Raw genomic sequence first — 18,609 nt, 5'->3', positions numbered from 1 at the left:
AGTCTTGCTGCGGCAGCTATGGAAGGTGTGGAGGCCAGAGCGCTTTGGACTGCGTCCACACACGGTCGTCGAACCTGGGGTCGGATGACTTTCGTTGGGCGCGCGCCTTGGTGACATTCGCCTTCTTCGCAGAACCAGTGAACTAGGCACGCGGCAACTGGATGAAGGCTCCTGTCGTTACGCTGGATGGCCCTGGCTGCAGCCAAGACGAAGCGTTCGTCCGTCGCCAGCGTCCGAAGCCGAACGTCAAGAAATCGACCATGGAAATACCGGCAGAAGTCCGCAGAGAACTGCCCCAGCCTCCATCGACCGGAGGCTAAGATATAGCCTGCGCCGAGCAGTTGCTTTCCGAGGTTCTCTTTTCGGAACGGTGAATGCGCACTGGAGGCTTCAACGCAGTTCAGAGTTACGTGGGCGTACTTGAGCTCATCTTGTTCACCCGCCTTCCCAGAGCCGGAGTAACCTTCTACATAACTATCTGGAATGCCCGCTCGACTGCGAAGTCGCTCACCATGCCAGGGGCATACGTGCATAAATGGTGGCACGTGAATCCGATGAATGTATGTCGTGCCGTAGTGGACTGTGTCAACCTCGTCGCACACGGGGCATGACGCACCAGCATATAGCCCCTCCATCAAGGAAACGGGGAGACGAGTTGGCCTCAATGGTCCATTTTCGCCAACCCGCATTCTTCGTAGAAGCGACCAAGCTGCCTCCTCTGACGCACAGCACGCATGGTAGTCATACAGCGAATTCCCATTGATTACGGCCTCAACGGTTGGAAACAGCGGAAGGCGCGCGCATATAGCAATCAGCGCGGACGCCATACCCTCTATCCCCATTCCCGTCCTACCGGCGACCAGTTGCAGAAATTTCCTCTGCGGTAGTCCGGCTAGCTCAGCTCCACGTCTGAGCGCACTCTGCACGGTCTCTCCGGGTAGCAATCCTGTTTCTGCAAATAGTCGCGGCTCGTCCAAGCCGGGGCCGTTACCACGCGGCACGGATTTCATGTCCGAGCATGTTTGAGATGAAGTCGTCATCATCAGTTTCTTGCGTACGGCAGCCGATTGGGTTCGTCTTCACTCGGCAGATGGTCAAACGCGCCAAGCGGCAGGTAATCACCCCAAGCGACCCTGTCTTTAGGCGCGATGATGGAGGTAGATTCCTGGCGTTTCAGTAGCCTCAACAACGGCCGAAATGGCATCATCACGTGGGTCGCGATATTCTTGGCCAGTGCAGTAATATCAGCAGCTGATGCATGTTCAGCGCTTTCACTCCTAATGAGCTCAATAAGGAGTTTTTCCATGACGGTACGCAAGAACGCGATGTTTCCGAGTGTTGCTTCGTGGAGCACCCTCGGCAGGGCAGCCGGCATCGACTTGTGTTCCTTTCGGAGGTCGTGCGCCCAGAAGAACTCGACCATCTGTACCCACCCGGCGCCGTATGGCATGTTGTCAAACCAGTAAGCTCTGGTGACTCCAAGGCGCATCCCTATTTCTCCCATCTGGGCAAGCCGCGCCGCGATGGAGAAGGTGCACGACAGGACCACGGGGATACCGGTGTAGTCCATAAATTCTGCAAGATATGTGAACAAGCTCTCTGAGGCATCGCTTACATTGGACGAGTTGACACCGTCCACAAAGAGAAGCGCCGGCGAAACCAGTAGGGCAATCGACTTTGTCGACGGAGCGAGATGACTCCTCTTGAAGTTGCGACGCGTTGCATCCTTTAACAATTCCGTTCCGAGTGCGGAATCGATTAGGGAGCGCATTTCGTAGTGAAATCCTTCGGGCGTGCCACATGAAGGCCACCGCGTGTACAAAGCGGGAATTTGATTCAAGCCGACCGGCACTGCGACGGTCCCCCGAAGTGGCTCTGCACTCGTGCCGATGATTTGAGCCGCCTTGGCCATGAGTGTGCTGCGCCCGTTTCCCGATGCACCCGCCAGCATCATCCCTTCGACCTTCTGGTAATGTCGCATCGGGCTCGCAGGCAGTGGACCTGACTTCTTGCTTTTAAGCATGCCTGCTTGCAGCAGCAGCGAATTGGCAAAGACGCCATCATTAATGTTTCGATAGCTCAGTGCCTTCCGCCCTTTCTTGATGACCTCTTGCACGACGCGACACGCCATCTCGGTGGGCGCGTAAGCTCCATTGAAATCGGTGAGAGCGGCGAACCTCGTTTCGCGCGATGCAGAGCGGATTTCAGGGTCCCTCAGTAGAGACGTGTTCTGCAACCGCGAAGAAACTTCGTCATCGGACGGTACCGATGAAAAGACATCCAGCGCTGGGTTGTAGCCAGCACCTTCTAAAGTGATTTCTGACATCGCTAGAGGGAAGTGTGCTACGGACGCACCTGCTTAGAGCACCCGGGAAGCACGCGCTACTCCATGAAAGGACGAGATACGTCCTCGCACGAAGTGCGATACATTGATTACATTCCTTGTTTGCCTTGAGGGCAGGTCTACGTGGTCAGCAAAACCACGGGCCGTGACAACTCAAAAGATTAGCGGTCGTGCCGTAGAGGTATCGGGTGCTGTTGGGCAGCTAAGCTGCCCAACAGCACCCGATACCTCTAGCAACGCACAAAAAAAATTGAAGCGCTCGACAGCATTGAACCGGCGAGACGAAATGGGGGCCGCCGCGTGCAGGCGCGGTGAGATAGAGGCAGTCACACAACTCTCCTTGAATCAGTGCCCACCCATAGGGGCGAGCGAAAACACTTGACCGAAAGAGGCGCGTGTGGCAGGATACGCGCGCGTGGCTGAAACACGCGGTCCCTGTAACACGGGGCCACCCCAAGGGCAAGCACCGTTTATCGGTCCTTGCCCTTGTTCTTTGGTGCGTACGTACTGAGCCACCAAATCTTCCGGGCAAGAGCCAACACTGATTGTTGACCGACGCACGAAATGTGCAGTGCTATCAGTCAGGGTCAGCATCGTAAACGTCTAACAAACGAAATTCAAGCGCCTTTCTCCGTTTCTGAATTTACCCATTTTTACGTAATACTAAATCTATCACTGCCAAGCTTTTAAAAAGCACAAATAGTGATATGCCAATGCGTATAGCGATAATTGTCGCAATATGCAACTGGTGACACTTGGCGAATCAACCAGAATCCTTACCAGATAAGGAATTGGGACAGATTCTAAAGAGACATAACGGAATCGGCCTACTGCTATAACTTCCTTCACTGCGAGCTTAACTCTGAGAACACCCGGACCCTCATAAGACGGATTCTTGCATCCCTTCTGGCGCCCGCCGCCCACTTTAGGCAAGCGGTGTTCGTCACCACACATCGCCTTTGAGAGGTACACTAATACCTCTTCGCCAGGACGCTGCTTGGCGCACATCTGTCACCGTGAAGTGCTGCTACGGGCAAGCCCGTCAGGGAACGCAACTGTGAGCTACGTGGAAACGCCATGGACACGCCTGGCTTCGCGCGCCATGCGAAGCCTTCTCGTGCGCAAAGGTGCAACGTACGAAACGGCAGCCGATTGCCTTCGAGAACTCGGCGTGGAGGCATCGACGAGAAGCGTTGAAGGCAAGGCGACGAGAGGAACATACTCGTTTGCGTTCTTCCTGCAGGTACTGGAAGCATTGCGCGTCGACCGCCCCAAGCAATGGGACGAAATTCTTAACGCGTACGCTGGTGCAGAGGAACAAGCTGCGCATATCGTTCTCCACGAGCTTCGGAGGCAGCGTCTGACGTCCAACAAAGCCGCGAAGCATCTCGCCCGCGTTGGCGCCCCCGTTGCTCCTGACGCATTTGTCGCCCAAGTCGAATCCGGAACTTTCCAGTTCTCCCTTGTCCTGCAACTTAGCAGCGCGGTACCGATTGATGGGCTTGAGCGCTACGTTGACCATAGCGATGTCCTTGCCGCCGCCGCTGATGCTAAGCGAGAGCAAGTCACCGCGCTGAGATAGCGTACACTCGGCGCCAACCGCCTTTGCCTAGCTCGCTTTGGCGTGGAAATTTCCACACCATCAATCTAGCTCGTCGCTGCGAGAATGCAAGGAAAAGATTGGTCGTACGTACGCCGCCGCCACTCGGCACACTCGGATTGCGGCCGCGTAAGCCCGGGACATTACCTTGGGTTGACGCATCGACCGGCAAGCCCCGCCTTGATACGAGGCGCCACCGGCTACGTTGCTGCCATTTCGCCATAGTTGCTGCTTGTAGATGAGCGAGCATCTTGCCATTCAAAGCCGGCGGACTAGACTCTCATAGCGATGCCTAGCTCGGTTTTGTGCGCCCGCTTCGAAGCTGGCGCCGCATTAGGGGCTATTTGGTGGGGAGAGTCGACGCGGCCCGCCCGCGCTGATTTGTGCCTCTACGAGAGAGATACCATGAGCAACGAGTCCAAAGTGCCGGCACTGGTTCTCGACAACCCCACGCCAACTCTATTCGTTGACTACGACGGAACACTTCACCGTGGTCGTGCACTGCTCGATGGAAGCGGCCAGCTATCTCTCGATACAGGGAACCCACTGTTTGAATTTGCCTCACTGTTGGAGAGCCAGCTCAATCCCTACCCTCGTGTCGAAATCGTCCTCACCACATCTTGGCTCGACACACTGCCTTTCGAACAAGTAGTTTCGTTCCTGACGCCGCCCCTCGCGAAGCGGGTAGTAGGCACAACCCAGGGTATCAAGCCACGCTTCGGATATTTGCAGAATGGCTCCGCGCGGACCTACATCATTCGCTCATATGTTTTCGCGCATCGCTTCGGCGAGTCCCACTACGTTAGCGCAACCTTTGGCTCAGCATTGGCTCATCGCCCCGCAACAACCGGCAGTATTTTGCCGTTTGTCTGGCCTAGCGGGTGTTAAGAGGAGCAATGTTGCCGGTTGTTGTAGGCCGCCTGCGGGGGCATCGGGAGAAACATGTGAAGACGAGCAATGCGCAAAGGCATCGGACTCCAGCCGAGATTGAAGCGGAACTGGGGGAGCGATTGAAGACGCTTCGGCTACACCGGAACCTGGACCAGGCCACGCTTTCTGCGAGGGCGGGCATCAGCGTTCGCACTTTGCGCAATCTCGAGAGTGGCAGCGGTTCCTCGCTGCGTACTCTCATCCAAGTTGTTCGCATCCTTGGGCGCGAACAGTGGTTGGAGATGATTGCTCCAGTCCCGACTATCAATCCTCTCATGCTGACTCGAACTGCGTCCCCCCGTCAGCGTGCTAGCAAGCCAAGGCTCAGGAGGCCGCACTGAACCCGAGGACCTGGGCGCCATAGCCAGGATGGCGAGTTAGCGCTCCCTTTTGGAATGTCTCCGCGCCTCGGACTCTTCTCACCCGGACTGCTTACCTGCATCGTCTATTGCGAATTGGAACCTCGGACCTGGACGCGCTGCAGACTTGAGACGATTTGGTCGTGCATCTCGATGACTGCTGGAAAGTGTCGGGAATGCTTCGCCGCACTCGCAGCATCCCGGGTACGGCTCTTCTTGTTGTCCCTCAATGCTCATTAGAGCATCGTGCCTTCGACATCTCAGTTAACGCGGTCACGCATTACCCTCCCCTCTCGCTGTCCGCTGCTCGGCCCCGGCAACCAGGCGATATTTGGACTGCAAGCCCCCCCCCTCTAACGTGGGGTGCCCGCGCCCGTCATTCGGCAGCTCACGGGTAGCTCAGCGTGGACAGTCGCCTTTCACGTCGTCATTCGTTGTGCCCTCAGTAGCAAAGCCATACAGTGGACTTACCTTGCACGGGGGCGTTACAGTCCCACATCCCCGACGTGAACTCCAGGAGTAGATGTGTTTCTTGAGGGTGACCAGCGTGATTTCTTCAAGCCCTTGGCACTCAGTCAACGAGAGCTCTTTGTGGCATGTCTACGCTCCTTATATGAGCGCCTACAAGGCCCGATGGCGGACCATAATCACAAGCTCACAAAGGCCGACCTCATCGACATCCTTGTGCCTATCGTGCAGGCGACGCCGGTACGAGCCAGGGGCGATGCAGATGAAGTCCTTCCGGACCTCGGCATGGGCGACGATGTGCAAATCGCCAACAACATCCGCTCAGCGCTGCTGAAGACCGGCTGGCTGGAAACCTTCTCCGATAGAGTCGGCCTGGTGATTGCGTACCGATTCACGCGTCCCGGAAAGCTCTTCGCCGAAGCTCTTTGGCATGTTGACCGTCCCGCCTCCCGCTCCCGTCTGCGCAACATGCGTAGCTGCCGCAACGCTCTGGAAGCGGCGTTGAGTAATGCGGATGCTAATGACTTGCTCGATTCCTACCATCACGCCGAGCGCGTCTTGAGCGACCTATCTGAGGGTGTCGATTATTTCCAGGACCTGTTGCGCCGCCTGATGTCGGAAATCGCGGGCACACCATGGTCAGAGTTCGCCACGTTCCTGGACCGCTTCGACAAGGAATTCAAAAAGCAGTTGACTGCTGACAACGCACAGCGTCATCGAACGAGCATCCGGGACACGCTCACCAAACTGCGCGCCCTGCCGGATGAGATGTGTTTAGCCATCGAAGACCAGCTGAACGACATAGCTCCGTGGGCGCAGCAGGAAGCGGTTCACTCCCTAACCACCTTCGACTGGCTACTGGACCGTATCGAAGACATGATTGATGCTGCGTGCACCATTAAGCAGCCCGAACTATTAAGTGCGATGTCTGGCTACACGAGCCGCGCCGCTAGCATCATTCAGCAAGCGATGCTTATGAAAGGCTCGACGCGGCAGAACGCCTATATCAAGCTCATACACAATATCGCCACTTTGGCAGGCGAGGCGCAGGATGACTATATCAATCGTATCGGTCGCCATGTTGGCAACGTTGAGGTAAGGCTTCTCGACCCTGCGTCGTTCAAACTACGTGCAACTCCGGTTCGTCGAAAGGTCAAGTCTATTACCCGAGCGCCCTATATCTCCCGGGAGGCTCGCAAGGAGGCTGCGCTACGTCGTGCTGAAGCAGAGGCGTTTGCCATATCAAACCGGGACGTTATTGCGTATCTGACCACAGAACTCAAGTTGCGCAATCGTCCTATCTTGCTGTCATCGTTGCCGCTCAAAGATGCGCTAGACGTTTTGCGCATGATGCAGGCGGTCGAAGCAACTCGGGCCCTTCGTGACAAGGCAATCGTCGCAACCAAGCTCCCCCAACGCATCCAAAACGAATACTTCAGCGGCAACGAGTATCTAATCCAATTCGCTCATGTCAATCCTTGAATCAGCGTCCGCCGCTATCGAAGGTACCGGCATCACATCCGAACGCTTTGCTGAACTGATTTTGCGCTATCTCGCTTCTGGCATCGTCGTACGAGACGAATCAGAAACAGAGCTCCGTCTGTACGACGACACGCTGCGCGTTCAGCAAGCCATAGTGGACTACTTCGAAGTTGCTCGAATGAAGTTTCTGCATGACCGCGAAAATCAGTACTTCCGCCTATACCTACCCGGCGCGCAGATACCCGGTCAAGACATTGATGAGACGCCGGGAATTCCAACCTTGCGGGCGAGATTGTCTACGCAGGCCGTTGTTGGAGCTCTGGCATTACGGTTCCTGTACCAGAAGAGCTTAGAGGACGGAAAACTATCTGACGCCGGCGAAGCAATGACTTCTCTCGAGGAAATCTTGCTTACCATGGTGACGCAGTTTAGGAGACCAGAGCTCACTACGGATACGGACCGCCGTCTACTACTAGCGGAGCTGCGCCGACATCGGCTCGTCCACTTCAAGGGCAACGCACCGTTTGAACAGGACGATGCCCTGGTTGCCATTCGCCCCACCATACTCGGAATCCTTAGCGAAGCGACGTTACAGGATGCACTCGAGCTAGAGCCGCTGGAAGTCGCTGAACTTTCTGCAGCCATCATTACCGAGCCGATTGACGGCGGAGAACTCCAGTGAAGCTTGAAAAACTTATTGCAGTAAATTGGGGGGCCCTACCGCCTTGCGAGTGTGACATGGGCAATATGACCATGTTCACCGGTGAGAACGGCGCAGGCAAGTCAACACTGATTGACGCCATGCAGGCCATGATGACCGGCTTGAACCACAACATCTACAATTTTAACTCCGCTCAGGGCGAGCAATCCCAACAGGCACGTAATGGGAAAAGCAAGCGCACGCTTCCCTCGTACATTGTTGGAGCGGAAGATAATCTGTTTGCCCGACCAGATGGGGCTCATGGCTACGTGGCCGGTGTATTTCAGCCTAGCGAAGGGGAAGCAGGCGAGCCATTCACCGCAGTGCTCGGCGCCATCGCCGATGTGGAGACAAACGGCAAGACACGCACAGCTGTGCTTGTAAAGCTCGTTCTTCTTATCGTCGATAAAGCAAGGCTTCAGTTCGAAGATTTCGCTGAGATGGAGAATGGCGAACTGTCTGTGCGTGAGGTAGACACCATCGAGGAGCACTTGAAGAGAAAGTATGCGCACGTACAGAATTGGCGCGACAGCCGCAAGGAATACCTCTGTCAACTGTACGGACGCTTTCGAGGCTTGAGGTCGGTGAGCCACGCCGAGGCCGAGAAGGCTGCCAAGGCGTGGGTCAAGGCCATTGCTGTCAAGGAAATCGGCAGTGTAGGTGACCTCATCAAGAACGAAATCCTGGAGTTCAACCAGGCCGAACATGCGCAGACCATCAGCCAGTTAAGCTCGATGATGTCCGCCATTGCGGACTTGACCGAGGATAGCGTTCGACTTACAAACAATATCAAAAGACTAGAAGTTCTTGAGCTTGAGGCGGCGAAAAGTACTGAAGCCTTTCAGGAGGCCGCAGCTTTTCGCGCCGCTTCTGCGGCAAAGGTCAAGCAACTCGACGAAGAGGAAATCGCAGCGCTCGAGCTGCAGAATGGGAAAGACAACAAAGTTATTGAAGATTCCCAGGCGCAGCTGTTCAAGTTGGACACCAGCAAGCGCAATGTCGAGACGAGCCTCATTGACGTCAAGGTGACGCTCAAGAGTTCGTCTGCCCATTCGGCAATGGAGCAGGCAGACATAAGTATTGACCGAGCGAGGAAGGTTGCCGAAAGCGCCTTGGCAGCCCTCTCAGCCAGCATGGTACAGCTCAGGAATCTCGAGCAGGCTTCAAGGGCCATCGCAGAGATGGCAGTGACAAAAAAGCACTTGTCGCTGTATGCGGCGTCACAAGATGTCATTCGCGCCCAACTTGGAGAGAAGATTCTCGAGCGGGACCGAATCCATGAACTCATCGGTTTGATGTCGCAGGAAAGCGGCCTCAAAGCGGAGTACGCGGAGGAACTTGCATTGCTCCTGGATGGCGTAGAAGAACGCTTTGCATCGAGCTATGACGCCATCGCTGCGCCCCAGAACAGCTTCGTGGACGCGCTTCGAAAGGAGAAATACTCCGTTGACCGAGCCTTGGAAGAGGCGAGGAAGAAGGAAATTTCAGCTGCTCTTGAGAAGCAGAAGCTCGCAAAAGGCGAGTTCAACTACGGTCCAGCAGTTGAGCGAGCATTGGCTGCCATCAAGAGTGAGTTTGCTGCTGCGAACCCAATTGTCCTGGCGGAGCTCATCGACGTTGTACCCGGTACCAAGTGGCAAGACGCGATTGAGCGCTACATGGGACAAGCCCGTTTCAACCTCGTTGTAGACGAGAGTTACGAGGAGCGAGTCACGTCCTATTTGCGCCGGAACCAATTTAGCCAGGTACGTGTAGTGCAAGGAACGCTCTGTCTGAAGAATGCTGCGCTTCGTAAGATTCCGGAAAACAGCATCTATCACGAACTACGTACGGCGCATCCGATTGCCAACGCTTACCTTATTGAACAGTTTTCCGGCGTTGTCAAAGTGGATAGCGTGGAAGCGCTTCGTGTCACTCCTCGGGGTGTGACTATTGACGGCGTCGGCTCCGGCAGCCGCACCATGCACGCTGCTGGCGAAGTGCAGCTCGCCTTCGGACATGCGGCTCGGCAACGCGCCTTGCGTAAGGCCATTGACAGGCATGCGGAGGCAGAACAGGAAGTCGGCAGCCTGGAAGCTCAAGAGAAGGACTTGCGCGGTGCAGTGACAATTACGTCCGGCCTGGCCAAGCCATCGTTCGAATCAACCATGAGCTTGTGGGAGGCGGCGTCCGAATACCAGAGAGTGATTGCTTCGAAAGCACTGCTCGATGTCGCGGACATCAAAATCATTCTCAGCCAGCAGGAAACGCTAGAAGGGGAGCTGAGGCAGCTCGACATTGAAATAACAGCTCAAAACAACGCCCAGGCCAAAGCGCAGCAGCGCATTGTCACGACAGGCTCTCAAATTAATCGACTGCGCGAGGGTCTTTCGGCTCGTGATATTGCAATCGCCGACGCCCGAACCGCGATGAGAGGGCTATGCCACGTTGACAATACTCTACTTTACTCGAAGCTGGAACAGAAGACCGATGAGGCCACAAGTCTATATACGCTTGGCGAGCTCAATAACCGCGCAGTAGCCTGCCGGGAAAACGCTAGGGGTTCGTTGCTTCATCTGACGGACCTGGTACGTGAATACAATGGCAATGCCAAGGAGGCAGAAAGAATCAAGGCGCCCCTTGTACTCACATATCAGGATGCGGACCCGGGCCAGCTCTACGATGTGGCATGCCAGGTTCGCCAGCAGACTTCAGCACAGCTCAAGGACCAGAAGAACATCGGACTGGCACAAAACACAGCGAAGCTGCAGAAGGCACAAGAGTCTTTTTCGGAAGTCTTCACCGGTCACTTCTGCATGTCGATTCGCAACAGTATCGACACTGGCCTGAGGAGCCTGAAGGAACTGAACAAGGAGTTGGAGCGGCTCGTGTTTGGCACAGACGTCTTCTGCATAACCTTCGATGAATGGGTACCGGAGTTTAAGGACTACTATGACCTATTCACAGAAGTGCAGTCTGTTGGAGATGGGCTTCAAGGCGGCCAGCAATCAATTTTTGGTGACAATGCGCTCAGCGAAAAGGGTACCGCCGTTCTACACAGGCTGAGGTCACTTCTTACCTCCAAGAATGAACGAAATGAGAATGTTGCCAAGGAGGAACTCCTTCGTATCGCCGACTATCGGAACTACAAGGTCTTCGACATTCTGAAACGAAGTACACAAAGCAACTCCTCCATCGAGCTGTCAAAATGGGGGGTAGGTTCCGGCGGACAGTTGGAAACGCCGGCGTACATCATTCGCGCGGCTGCGGTTACTCACAGGCTGAAGCATTTCGAAAAGGGCATGAATCTCAAGCTTCTAGTCAGCGACGAGTCATTCAAGAACATGGATGAAACGCGAGCTCTGGATGTCATGCATTTTCTTCGCGACAAGTTGGGCTTGCAGTTCATTTGTGCCATGCCAACAAAGCATGCGGGGGCGCTCAAGCCGGTGTTCAACAAAGAGTACGCCTTTACTCGAACCATTGCCCTCAACAACGGAGAGGTCAACTTTATGTCTGAGTTCGACGAACGTGACTTGAATTCCGATAGGCTGCGAGAGCTTTGGGACCGCCGTCGCGCAGAAGCTAGGCAACAAGCGGCTTCCTTGTTCGACCTGGATAACCCACCTGAGGTGCACGCAACCGATGACCCTCCGGCCAATGATGCTTCTGAGCACGTGAGGGCGGTGTGAATCGACCTCTCTGGCTGCAAAGCGCGGAGATTCAAGCGCTTCTCAATCGACTTCTTGACCGCGTTGACCGGGCGCAGAAGCAAGGGACGGACGTTCGAAGCATCAAGCTCGACGCCAAGATATTTCCGCCCCTCCACAGGGCCCACACCGAATCTGACAAGGCACGTCTGTGGGGCTACGTGAAGGAGATGCAAGCGTGGGGCTTTTTCGTAATTAAGACCGACAAAGGCTCGTCGTCCGATGCGCCGTACAACCTCAACCCTCGCGTCAAGCTCACGGACGTTGCGTCATTGCGCGAGGCAGCAGGCAGGTTGCAGCGCATACTCTCACCACAAGAACTCTGGCGATGCGCGGTATCCAGTCATCTGGAAGCCCCCGAGCAGGTAAAAGCTGATATTGGTCGCATGCGTCCCATTGAAATCTCAGGGTACAGTGCTGACGAGGTGGTCAAGCGTCTCAACATACTGCGAGGCTTGAAAGATGATGCTCGACTGCTACGAGAAATATCTGCCCATGTGTTCTGGGGGCTCTCAAAGGTGTTGGACAGCCGCCAGCAATTGGTCGCGCGCGTCCTCGAGACAGAACAGTGCCCATTTCCGCAGGCTCCTATTCAGCTGAATGTGTTTCTTCCCTCTGCGGCATTTCGTGGCGTCCTCTTCATTGAGAATAAGACGACTTTTGAGAAGGCAACTTGGAATTCTGAAGCGCAATTCGCCGGTCTGGCTCTAGTTGATGCCAGTGGCTTCAAATCGAGCGCAGAGCGGATTCGACAACCCCGCGGGGCATCAGTCTACATTGCATCTCATGGCATCCAAGATGCTGATACGACGGCTTACTTCCTTCAATGGCTGCAGGGCGAGCGTGAGCTTCCTAGCTGGTTCTGGGGCGACCTAGATGTTGCCGGCATGGAAATCCTTGCCAGCATGCGCAAGCAGTTTCCTGATATGCGAGCCTGGGAGCCAGGCTATAGCATGATGCTGAACGTAATTGACGAGGGCCACCTTCCAGACTCCGCTGGCAAGGAGCAACTTCGGGCGGCGATGAATACTGGCTGTGCCTTTGCAGATACTGTGCTGATTCCTGCAATGCGGGAGACGGGCCGATATGTAGACCAAGAGCGATTCTGACAGATGCGCCGAGGACCAGTAGATGGCCGACGTATCTTGCAGAGAATCCGTCCTAGCGCAATTGCCGATTTTCCACCCCAGGTTGCCGGATGCGCTGCCGCTCCGCTCGTCAGCGGCTTGCTCACACCGACTCCGGCGGCACACTCCGCGTCGCCCTGCACCATTCCGCACCAAAACCCCACAAACCTTGCCACCTGTCTGTATGGCCGCGCCTGGTGATACGCGAGCGCGGCAAGCGCTGGGCCAGCAAACGGGCGAGGAGTTGGCAGCGTAGCTCACCGAGGGGCGGGTCCCCCCCGCGGGTAGGCCTCAATCAATCTTCGCTGATTTCACTTCCATCAGTAGTTCGTTTGCCCGGGACTCGGCAAGAGCGCGCATAGCTCTCTCTCGTTGAAGCTCGGTCTCCAATCCTGCAATCCGCTCAGCCCATGGCGCCAACTGCTCAAGCTCATATCTCGCGGCAACGACTACTTCTTGCAGCTTAGCAACCGCCTGTCGAAAGGTTACTTCGCATTGACGCAAGTCTTTGAGGAGCGATTCTGCGTTGCGCAGCTCGTCCCGAATGATGTGTAAGTTGCACTCAGTCGCTTGTAGCGAAGTTTTCCCAATCGTCAGTCGTTCAGCAACACTTCCTAATTCGGTGCACGCCGCATTCAGACTATTCTTCAATTCAGCAACCGCAGATTCCGCTGCGCTCAGATTGCCCTGTATAGGCGCTACGACGAGTTTCGCGGCTGGTTCGCTCGACTCGATGACCCTCTTGTCTGCCCAATATTGCCGCAAATGGCGGCCAATAGTCTCCATTGCGCCCGTGTCACCGAGGGCTCGCCTAACGTTCCTCACCGTTGGCGAGAGGCCGAGGGCGACAAGCATGTCGGCTCTTGCTTTCACGTCTTCATATGTAATACCTGGCCTACCCACCTTATTCTCCGTTTCCACAACGTCATGATATGGCGTCGCGGCGCTCACGTCAGCAATTCGACTCAGAAGTTCCTGCGGCTTTCAATACCCCAACTTGATGGCTCAATACGAGACGTAAGTTTTCACGATGGCTTCTTGAGTCGTGGCTTGCTAGCACGCTGACGGGGCGAGGCCATTCGAGTCAGCATGAGCGGATTGATGGTTGGGACCGGGGCAATTGTCTCGAACCACGGTTCACGCCCGAGGGCGCGAGCAACCTGGATGAGAGTGCGCAGCGACGAACCGCTGCCGCTCTCGAGATTCCGTAAAGTACGAACGCTGATGCCCGCCCTGGCAGCAAGCGTGACTTGGTCTAGGGTTTTGTGTATCCGGAGCGTCTTCAACCACCCCCCTAACTCCACTTCAATCTCGGCCGAGGTCCGATGTCTCTGCACATTGCTCGTCGTCTTCACATGTCCGCCCGTTGGCCCCGCAACCAGTTGCGACGCTCTTCCGCAAACGCATTAAGTATTCAGGGTGTCCGGTCATTGAAGAAGACCCCACGCCGATGGACTGTGCTTACGCGTCCGACTGGCAGAACTTTTTGACGGGCCGGAGATAGCGCGAGAGAGCGCTCTCTGCGGTTCCGCGGCGGAGCTTTCGACCGCCGGAGGGCATGGCATGCTCGACTAAGCCGCTACGCCGCTCTAGGTATTCGCAACCTCTGCCTATCGAAGCCTCCGAGGGAAACTTGCACTGAAGTCGTAGCGCTATCTCTCAGCTTCGCTTTAGTTCGGGCTCTTTACGACAGATTCCATTTCGACGAGGTGTACCGGGTCAAGCTCTCCCATCCATTCGAAGATTAGGGCGATGACGTTTCGGCTCTCTCCATGAAGGTTCTCGGATGCATCCGAGTCAATCTCAATGTAGTCGCTGTGCGAGTACTTGTTGATGAACCTGTAGATGCGCTCTTTGGTTTCTACAGTTGTCGTCTTGCAACCTTCAATCGCCGCGGCCATCAAGCTCGCAATGTCGCCGCGCTGACGTGGGAACTTGAATGATAGGAATGCTTCTAGGAGCTTCCGGGCGAGATTCGCTGAGAGGAACGAGTCTTCAATCGACAAGGACTCATGTTCTCGGAGCTGGTGCAGCCGGGAAAAGATGTAGTGATATTCGGAATGGTATCTGACCAGCGTTTCATTCGCGTTCGTGAGCTGCGAGCATCGCGGTAGGGCGTTGTCCGTCTCAAGCACATAGAAGAATGCGGCTGGGGCCTTGCCCTTTTGCGCCCGATTGCTGTTGGCCTTGGCGTACCAGTCGCGGACCAGTTTGTAGAAGTTGAAATTGTGGGTTAGGACGAAGAGCTGCTTTGCCTTCTCACAGTTTGCACGCAGGTATGAGTAGGCATGGAAAAGGTAATTCGAGTCGAAGCTTGAGATGGGGTCGTCGACGACGATGATTGAGTCCTCGACGCGGTTGTCATTCTCAGTCAACTTCGTGATGAAGTAGACGAAGGCGATGGCTGTCTTCTCGCCTTCGCTCAGGTTACCGTCGTGCTTAGACCCGTTGTGACGAACGATTTCGTATCCGCCGTTCTCGGGCTTGAAATGCAGTGAAATTTCGGAGCGACCGAGGAAGCGGTGGAGAGCCGCATTGAACTGCTCGGCGCCAATGCCAGCACTCGACAGAGATTGCTCGAGCTGCCTGACCTGCTGCTCCAGCTTTCGGCGGACGCTCGCAGACTCTCCTCGCTTCTTGTTCTCGGCGTCCCGCTCATTGCACCTGTCAACATAGCCGAAGTCTCTCGCCTCAACGGCCGCATAGTGCAATTCGAGGCGCTCCTTGCTCTTCTTGGTTTCTGCTTGGAAGTTCGCCGTCTTTTTGTTATGCGCGGCGACCTGCGCGGCGACGGCATTCATGCCTACCTGGACGGATTCAATCAGCTCGTGAGGTAAAGGGGAAACCTGGAGGTTGGTATTGAACTGGTTGGAAATCTTCCCGCGCAGGGTGTCGTGCCACTGACCGATGCAATTGTTAAGTTTCTGCACTGCAGTCCGCAAGCCAGTGGCCGCGTCCTGGTAGGGGCCGCGAAACTCGTCATAGAAGTCGGATTCCGACGGCAATGCGGAAACGTCGACATACTTTCCCTGCAACCAAGAGTCTGCTGAGCTGAGGCGTTCCTGGAACTTCTTGTACTCCTCGTTGAAGTGCGCCTGCAGCTCTTGCAATCTTGACGGGTGGAGAGCGCCGCCGCAGAACTCACAGGCTTCGCTGGAAAGCTCCTGGTGCAGTTCAATGCCGCTCGCAACCCACGTCTGCAACCCAGAGTGCTGGGTGAGGCGAGGGATGGCGGCATTGACTGCACTTGCCCCAAGGAGGTCTGTCAGTCGTTCATGTGCCTTGGTAAAGCCTTCGAACTGCAGCTGATTGAACGATACCCCTATGTTTGGACGATGTTCGGGCCTTGCCGCTTGAGTTTGAGCTGCCAGGTCCTTTGTCGAGAGGATTGAAGCAACGTCTTTCACTGCAGAGGCATGACTGCCCAGGAAATCCTCAAGCTTTGTCTTGTTGTAGTTGAAGTAACGGTTGTCGCTTACATCGATGACCTGAAGGCTCGTCTTAGTCCGCTTCGCGCTGTCGGTGAGGAACTTGGAGATGGCGGCGTCGAGCTCACCGGCCTTCTTGACGTGTTGTTGTTCTTGAGTGGTGACCTGTTCAAGCTCCTTGCGCAGGGCGTCCAGAGCCTTCTTTTCTTCAATCTTCTCCTTTGCTACCAGGAGAATTCCCTTCACTGACTTGTCCCAATCAATGTTCTTCTTGATGAAGCCTTGATTGAAGGTGTGAATATTGAGAGTGCAGTTGGAGACCGTTGCTCCAGTAATCGGGCCGCCTTCCGCCAAGTCAATTTGAATCTCAGCGTTGGGAAACCTTGTTTGCGACAATGGAGTTCGAAGCTGCAGTGTTTCGAACACCGTCGAGAGCGTGGACTTGCCGCTGCCGTTCCATCCGTAGATGAGATTGAGCTTTCCAAACGGCTGCGTTTTCGTGCCATCGAAATTTCGAAAGATGCCGTAGTTTGTGAGCCGTCGAATCGATGTGATTGTGGACATGGAAAAGGCAGGCTGCTTGCATCGTGACAGGAGCAGCCATTATGCCCACGAAAAGATGCGGTGCTCACCCCACTGCTGGCGGGGCGGCACCGCCAATGCGCGTCAATGCAATCCCTTGCAGTCTCATGTCCGTCCTGGACCGATGCGAATCCCTTGTTCCCCCGCTGAAATGTGGGGCGGATGACCGTACACCCGCAGTTTCGAAGGGGCTTAGCACGGGCGGCCAGAGGGAAATGGGGAAATTTGTGCGACTCATACCACTCGGAGCCTGGTGGCTTCACCCCATCGGGTGATGCGTGACCTTGCTCATGTTTCACGAATGCCATATCCCAGCTACAGCTCCTCAGCCGACCGCTGCAGCTCCGCAGCCGTCCGCATGCAGCGCAGTGCGAGCCAGGTCGGCATTCCGGGCAAGGGAGGAGCACTGACCCTTGCCGACAGGCATTGTGCTGCTCGCCAGCGGGTTCGTAGGAGGTCCATTACTAGCGCTCCTCAGGCGCTTTCCATGAGCGAAATCGCTCAAGTGCATCTGCACTGCCAATGAGCTCTCGAGCGCGCCTTAGTCGCTCGAGCATCTGGTTTTTCTTCTCTTCGCTCAAGTCTGGCAATCTCTGTTCGGCATCGAGGAAGAACTCTGCCAATCGCCTCGACTCGGCCCAGCTTTCAATGATTTGGAGGAGCTCATCCTTACTGTCCTTCAACGCCTTCGCCGCTCGCTTTTCCTCTTCTTCTCGGCGCCATTGCTCACGTTGAGCCTCCCAGCGCTGATGTTCAAGCTCAGCTAGCCGCTCGCCCTCTGCAGCTAACCTAGCGACCTCGGGAGACGACTGCCTCAGCTCCTTCACGATGACTGGAATGAGAGCAGTAATGTCACGGCCCGGCTTCTCCCGCCACTGCCTACTCCACTCCGCACGCCAGTACGGAGAGTAGGCCTGCAAGCAAAGGCGGCCGGTTGGCAAATCTTGTTTGCTGGTCCACCCATGGTCAGAAGCGTAACGTGGCCGCTCGGGAGGAACGTACTCACTGAGTCGCACGTATTCACCGTTGACGTACCTCACTTCTACCTCTTCTGACATCTCAAAAATCGTGAGGCCGATGGCGACTGTACCGACGTAGACAACCGTGCAGCGGCCAGGTGACCATCTGTCACGGTAGCTATTATCCTTCCGAGGTACTTCGCGCTCATCGAAATTACTTCGCGTGAGATGCTCGCCATGGGGGGCGAGGACAACACGATAGCCATCCTCTTCCAAGGCCAGGAACAACTCATTTGCAAATGAAAGAGCCTTATCAAGGCCTGTCTTGGTGGCAACTATGTCAACAAGCAGCCTCTTTCTTGGCTTGAGGTATCCAACGCCGTAGGCTACCCGGCCTTCTTCGAAAAGTGCCTTGGCCCCTGTAATTATGGCGTGCTCGGTGTTTGTCCGTTTGATGCGCGTGGGTCGCCGGGTAGGCTTCTCCGAAGGTGGTTTGGGGAGTGGGCGCCTAGTTTCCCACTGAGCGTCGCCCCGAGCCCACACGAGCTCATCCCCTGGACGAGCATTGGGTAGACTCGGTTTCGGGGACGCCTTTCCAACGGCCAACTTCGCCCAATATCCGCGTTCTGGACGAGGTACATTGAGCAATGTACACACCCTGGCCAAATAGCTGGACGAAACCTCGAACCGGGCGGCCACTTTCAGCATCGGTTCAGACCAGACAAGCTCGTAGAGCGATTCGCGACTGACTACGCTGGAAGTCGACTCGGCGCTTCCGCCCTGGGACTGATTGCCACCGGAGGTGTCTCTTTTGTGCATACGTCAAATTCGCAAGGGGCTTTCCATCCGGGTCGTTGGCCCTCCCCCAAACCGATTGCCCCCCCGCAAGGTAAAATCCACAGCGCATCCGCGCCCCATAAATCGGCTGCGAGACCCCGAGG

General features: G+C 55.7%; 12 protein-coding genes. 7 read left to right on the top strand and 5 right to left on the bottom strand.

Features of this window, described 5'->3' with window-relative positions; translation table 11 throughout:
• Nucleotides 1–1,042: 1,042 nt before the first annotated feature.
• Complete coding sequence (locus tag AC3WLF_RS16985; protein ID WP_492358539.1) at nt 1,043–2,326, bottom strand: hypothetical protein; 1,284 nt, start codon at nt 2,324–2,326, stop codon at nt 1,043–1,045.
• A 1,075-nt stretch (nt 2,327–3,401) separates the two neighbouring features.
• On the opposite strand from AC3WLF_RS16985, the gene AC3WLF_RS16980 reads away from it, so the two are divergent.
• From AC3WLF_RS16980 to AC3WLF_RS16950, 7 genes are all read left to right on the top strand, one after another.
• Nucleotides 3,402–3,926 (top strand): DUF6471 domain-containing protein, encoded by a 525-nt coding sequence (locus AC3WLF_RS16980; RefSeq protein ID WP_492358538.1) that lies wholly within the window; start codon nt 3,402–3,404, stop codon nt 3,924–3,926.
• Nucleotides 3,927–4,349: 423 nt separating this feature from the next.
• Nucleotides 4,350–4,832 (top strand): HAD domain-containing protein, encoded by a 483-nt coding sequence (locus AC3WLF_RS16975; protein WP_492358537.1) that lies wholly within the window; start codon nt 4,350–4,352, stop codon nt 4,830–4,832.
• Nucleotides 4,833–4,840: 8 nt separating this feature from the next.
• A complete protein-coding gene (locus AC3WLF_RS16970) occupies nt 4,841–5,215 on the top strand; it encodes a helix-turn-helix domain-containing protein (protein WP_492358536.1) in 375 nt (124 codons plus the stop codon).
• Nucleotides 5,216–5,758: 543 nt separating this feature from the next.
• A complete protein-coding gene (locus AC3WLF_RS16965; protein WP_492358535.1) occupies nt 5,759–7,183 on the top strand; it encodes a Wadjet anti-phage system protein JetA family protein in 1,425 nt (474 codons plus the stop codon).
• Entirely contained in the window at nt 7,170–7,865 is a 696-nt protein-coding gene (locus AC3WLF_RS16960) for a DUF4194 domain-containing protein (RefSeq protein ID WP_492358534.1), read from the top strand. The genes AC3WLF_RS16965 and AC3WLF_RS16960 overlap by 14 nt, the downstream gene beginning before the upstream one ends.
• A complete protein-coding gene (locus tag AC3WLF_RS16955; RefSeq protein ID WP_492358533.1) occupies nt 7,862–11,554 on the top strand; it encodes an SbcC/MukB-like Walker B domain-containing protein in 3,693 nt (1,230 codons plus the stop codon). Before AC3WLF_RS16960 ends, AC3WLF_RS16955 begins: the two co-directional genes overlap by 4 nt.
• Nucleotides 11,551–12,681, top strand: coding sequence for a Wadjet anti-phage system protein JetD domain-containing protein (locus tag AC3WLF_RS16950; RefSeq protein ID WP_492358532.1), 1,131 nt, complete (start codon nt 11,551–11,553; stop codon nt 12,679–12,681). The genes AC3WLF_RS16955 and AC3WLF_RS16950 overlap by 4 nt, the downstream gene beginning before the upstream one ends.
• A gap of 309 nt (nt 12,682–12,990) precedes the next feature.
• On the opposite strand, the gene AC3WLF_RS16945 is transcribed toward AC3WLF_RS16950, so the two are convergent.
• The 4 genes from AC3WLF_RS16945 to AC3WLF_RS16930 all read right to left on the bottom strand — a co-directional run bounded on the left by AC3WLF_RS16945 (nt 12,991) and on the right by AC3WLF_RS16930 (nt 18,376).
• Entirely contained in the window at nt 12,991–13,572 is a 582-nt protein-coding gene (locus AC3WLF_RS16945) for a DNA-binding protein (protein WP_492358548.1), read from the bottom strand.
• 152 nt (nt 13,573–13,724) lie between these two features.
• Entirely contained in the window at nt 13,725–14,003 is a 279-nt protein-coding gene (locus AC3WLF_RS16940; protein ID WP_492358547.1) for a helix-turn-helix domain-containing protein, read from the bottom strand.
• Nucleotides 14,004–14,369: 366 nt separating this feature from the next.
• Nucleotides 14,370–16,691, bottom strand: a complete 2,322-nt coding sequence (locus AC3WLF_RS16935) for an AAA family ATPase (protein ID WP_492358531.1) — start codon at nt 16,689–16,691, stop codon at nt 14,370–14,372.
• A gap of 482 nt (nt 16,692–17,173) precedes the next feature.
• Nucleotides 17,174–18,376, bottom strand: coding sequence for a hypothetical protein (locus AC3WLF_RS16930; protein WP_492358530.1), 1,203 nt, complete (start codon nt 18,374–18,376; stop codon nt 17,174–17,176).
• Between the last annotated feature and the right edge of the window lie 233 nt (nt 18,377–18,609).

This window comes from Cupriavidus sp. FW306-01-F10A (genome assembly GCF_058782785.1).
This window is presented reverse-complemented; position numbering and strand designations above follow the sequence as displayed.